This is a genomic window from Oligoflexus sp., assembly GCF_035638955.1.
GTDB lineage: Bacteria > Bdellovibrionota_B > Oligoflexia > Oligoflexales > Oligoflexaceae > Oligoflexus.
Window position 1 is genome coordinate 1 of sequence record NZ_DASQYZ010000160.1, and the last position, 3,831, is coordinate 3,831.

A 3,831-nucleotide genomic window follows, 5' to 3' on the forward strand; every position below is an offset into this window, starting at 1 on the left:
ATCAGTTGGTTGCGCTCGACGTAAGCGAACTGCGGTATGCTATGGATTTTGCCATGTACAAGCGAATGCAGGGGCAGTTTGGGGAAAAATGCCAAAAATTGGGTTGCTTATTTCAAAGCTCGTCAGGATAGCTTGGCTGAATTCCAACAATCCCTTGGGGATCCCAGCGCCCGCTTGGCCAGAAAAAAGAGTCTCGACAACTTCGATAAATTGACTTCAGGTGGAAGAAGCACTTGGGCTCTTGTTGCGGATGTCGGCGTGAGCGGCTTGATGAGATTTGCCCTTGCTGTGGAGTCAGCCCAGGGTTTGGGGGCGATTTGGCCTGAAGGCATAACTATGGAAGGCGACCTGGGCTCGAATGGATATGGGACCGATTGTGCCACCGCTCTCACAAGGCCGCGGTCATTTCGTATGGCCAATAGCTTAGCCTTTGCGTGGAAGCAATTCCTTTCGGTCGCAGATCAAAGCGCTTACTTTGCTGATGTGGAGTTGACTCAGAGCATCGTCGCTCAAGCTTGGTCACGACGATTTAGCAGGACCTCAGCGCTGGCTGTACTCCTGGACGAAACTGCCCGTGTCATGGATGAAAGCTATTTGGAAAGCAGTCTTGAAGTCAGGCGTTACCTCAAAGAACTTGATCAGGATCTCGGCACCGACAAGTCAAGGCTCCGCCAATTGTTAATCTCATGTAACCATGAACTGCACAAGCGAAAGACTTTTTGGGTGGATGAGTCATTGGTCTATATGCTGGCTCATACTGATATAGATCTGCTTGGTCATGATCTCAAGTTGCCTTTCCCCAGCTTTGCCTTTGTCTTTACAGACCGATATTTTCTGTCTCTGGCCGAGCGATGGTTGGCTCGGGAAGCGGATTGTCCCTTAAGGGGCTATATTCTGCGTGTGGCGACTGTCTATGTTATGGAAAAAGCTTGCGGTGAGGATCGTGTCATCAGTCTGGCCTTTGCTTTTGATGCACTCGGTGCCGATCTGCCTTGTCTTGTGGAGAAGCAGATTCAAGTCGGAGAAGCTCAGGACTTAGGCTCCCGTGCCCATCAGAACCGGGTTGACGAACTTGATTTGAAAGCCTCCGACCCACTTCAGACCTTGCTCGATCTGTCCGTGAACGCAGTGCTTTACGCAACAAGTTCGCCAGACAAAACGGAAGTGCGCGCACCGAGGTCCCTGGCAAGTCTAGCAACAAGCACCAGGTCAGAGCTTCAAATTGCTAGTTCTGACACGGTCTTCTTTTTGCCAGGGAAGATCAAACTTTCGCTGTTAAGGCAAATGCAGGAACTGGTGCGAGCACCCATGGGAAGACAGATTTTTTATCGTTTTATGGTGCGTGGGCACTGGTGTGGCGGCTATCATTGAACAGTAAGCGCCTGGTAACGCCCAGGGTCCGCTGGTTGACCAGACATAGTCAGGGTCTGGTTGAAAAGTTCCAAGGCAGAAGAGTCTCGAAGTCATCGGCGGAAGTGGCCCTGGGAAGCTCAGTGAAGATATGGGTAAGGTATTCATAAGGCTCGATACCGTTTGCACGAGCGGTTATCACAAGGCTATAAAGAGCGGCGCTGGCATTGGCCCCCTTCACGGTATCAGAAAACAACCATGCTTTCCTGCCTAAGGCAAACGGCCTGATGGCATTTTCAACCGGATTTGTGTCAAGTCCGATCACGGGATCATCAAGAAAGCGAACAAGTTTCGGCCACTGACCATCCATATAAGCCAGCGCCTGGCCGGTGAGAGATTTAGGCGGCACCTTGTGTATCGCCGTATCCAGCCATACCCTTAGCTCATCAATCACGTGTCTTGAGTGGGTTTGGCGCGCATGCAGCCTTGCTGCGGGGTCCTGACATTCATTCTCGATTCGATAAAGATGTTTTATGGCATCCAAAGCATGTTCAGCAAAACTCGCTTTGGAACCGGTTTTCTGGCCCTTGATGGCGTCTTTGAATTTTCTTCTGACGTGTACCCAATCGCCAACGTGGACAATGCCAGGCACAAGACCAAGCCGCGAATAGCCTTCATAACCATCGGTCTGAACATAGCCTTTATAGTCTTTGAATATCTTCAAAGGAACGTCGCTGCTGCGTGATGAATTGAATTCATACAAGACAATTTTCTTGCCGTTCTCATCCCACCTCGCAGTAACCCACATGAAGGACTTGCTGGTCGGCTTTTTGCCGGGAACCTTCAAGACCTGGATGGGCGTTTCATCGCATTGCACGAGTGGACCTTCCAACATTTTCTCACGCAAAAGATTGATGAGTGGCGTGACAAGCTCTCCGCAGCGCATCATCCAACTGGCAAGAGTCGCACGGGGAATATCGCAGCCAATCCTTTGTAGAATGCCTTCCTGGCGATATAAGGGCATGCCATCGGCATACTTCGAAGTTGTGATGAATGCCAGTAGTCCAGGGCTGGCCATGCTTTTGGGAATAGGCTGAGGCGGCAAAGCCATGGACTTTGGAACACATTCACCACAGGAACAGGCATACTTCGGTCGAATCGTTCTAATCACCTGGACCTTGGCAGGTACAATATCAAGCTGCTCCGTGATCTCCTCGCCGATCCGATGCAAAGGCTTGCCAGAGACAGGACAGACTCGTTCATGTTCGGGAAGGTCAATGATCCGCTCAATCCTTGGAATCCTTTCGGGCAAAGCCTTTCTTGCCGGTTTGCCTTTAGGTTTTGTGGTGCCTGGTTGGGATTCAGTCTCTTCGGGTTCCGGCCCCTGAGAAGCCAAATCACTATCGCCCTCAGCCTCGTTGAACAGAAGCTGCTCACCTGGATGACGATTGGCTTCACTTTTAGAACCAAATTTCTGATGACGGAAAAGCTTAACAAGCTCTTCAAGGTAGGCCACGTCCTCGCGCAGACGAGCATTCTCGCGTCGAAGTGCTTCCAGTTCAGTCATAGTATGGTGTTGCGAAGTTTCCATGGGAATAGGATATAGCACCGGGAAGGTGCTATTGTCTTTAAGAAAATGCTTCGTATCGCAGGGTTTCGTGAGGTTTGGCCTTCACGATATCAAGGCCGGCAAGAAGCCATTCCATCTGTTCTGCCGATACTCGAACGATATCGTCCTGCAATTTAACAGGCCAGCGGAAGTGGTCCTTCTCCAATCTCTTTTGCCACAATGCGAACCCGGAGCGATCCCAATAAATGCATTTCATTAGACTTTTGTTCCTACTGGCAAAAACGAACAACCCACCGTCACACGGGTTGTGTTTCATCTCATTCACTACTATCTTAATCCCTGAATATTTTTTCGGAGGTCCACAAATTTCTTGTGCAAAAAGATATTTTGAAACGATCGGGCGTCACGCATCGGCTCAGCTCTCCAGCGCCTTGATGAATAGCGCAATTGCGCCGGGTTCCGCAGTGAGGGGAAATTCAACGACAATCCTTTTGTGAACGATAACTCGAATCATGTTTGATGGCGGTGGAGGCGGATCGATCTGCTTTGCAGGCTTTGAAGAGTTGGCAGCCTTGGGCGCGGCATCATTGAGTTCGAGTAGGGCAAATGATTTGGGTGGGAACTTTTTCTTCCATTTGGAAAGGGCGCTCATCGCAATGCCGTGCTTCTTGCTGACAGCGGTCATCGACGTTTCGGCCATCTCGGAGACTATCCTGGCCTTTTCCTCATCCGGGAACTTTCGCCGACGCTCAACGCCCATGATCAACCGGGTTTTACTCATCCCTAAGAAACCTTCCTTATCTAAACCTTAAGGCAATTTCCCAGAAATTGAGGTCTTACCTTAAGGCAACTATAAGGCAAGTTTCCGTATTTCAACCGCCGGCCACAAGTGGGGAATAACCGAGCGTTTA

Annotated in this window: 4 protein-coding genes; 1 reads left to right on the plus strand and 3 read right to left on the minus strand. The window is 50.2% G+C overall.

What is annotated here, in order from left to right; genetic code table 11:
- Window positions 1–270: 270 nt before the first annotated feature.
- Window positions 271–1,371, plus strand: coding sequence for a hypothetical protein (locus VE954_RS14845; protein WP_324954066.1), 1,101 nt, complete (start codon window positions 271–273; stop codon window positions 1,369–1,371).
- Between the two features lie 49 nt (window positions 1,372–1,420).
- On the opposite strand, the gene tnpC is transcribed toward VE954_RS14845, so the two are convergent.
- From tnpC to VE954_RS14860, 3 genes are all read right to left on the minus strand, one after another.
- Window positions 1,421–2,917: an IS66 family transposase gene (gene tnpC / locus VE954_RS14850; protein ID WP_324954068.1), complete on the minus strand. Its 1,497-nt coding sequence runs from the start codon at window positions 2,915–2,917 to the stop codon at window positions 1,421–1,423.
- Window positions 2,918–2,978: 61 nt separating this feature from the next.
- Window positions 2,979–3,245, minus strand: a complete 267-nt coding sequence (tnpB, locus tag VE954_RS14855) for an IS66 family insertion sequence element accessory protein TnpB (protein ID WP_324954071.1) — start codon at window positions 3,243–3,245, stop codon at window positions 2,979–2,981.
- A gap of 90 nt (window positions 3,246–3,335) precedes the next feature.
- A complete protein-coding gene (locus VE954_RS14860; protein WP_324954073.1) occupies window positions 3,336–3,701 on the minus strand; it encodes a transposase in 366 nt (121 codons plus the stop codon).
- Between the last annotated feature and the right edge of the window lie 130 nt (window positions 3,702–3,831).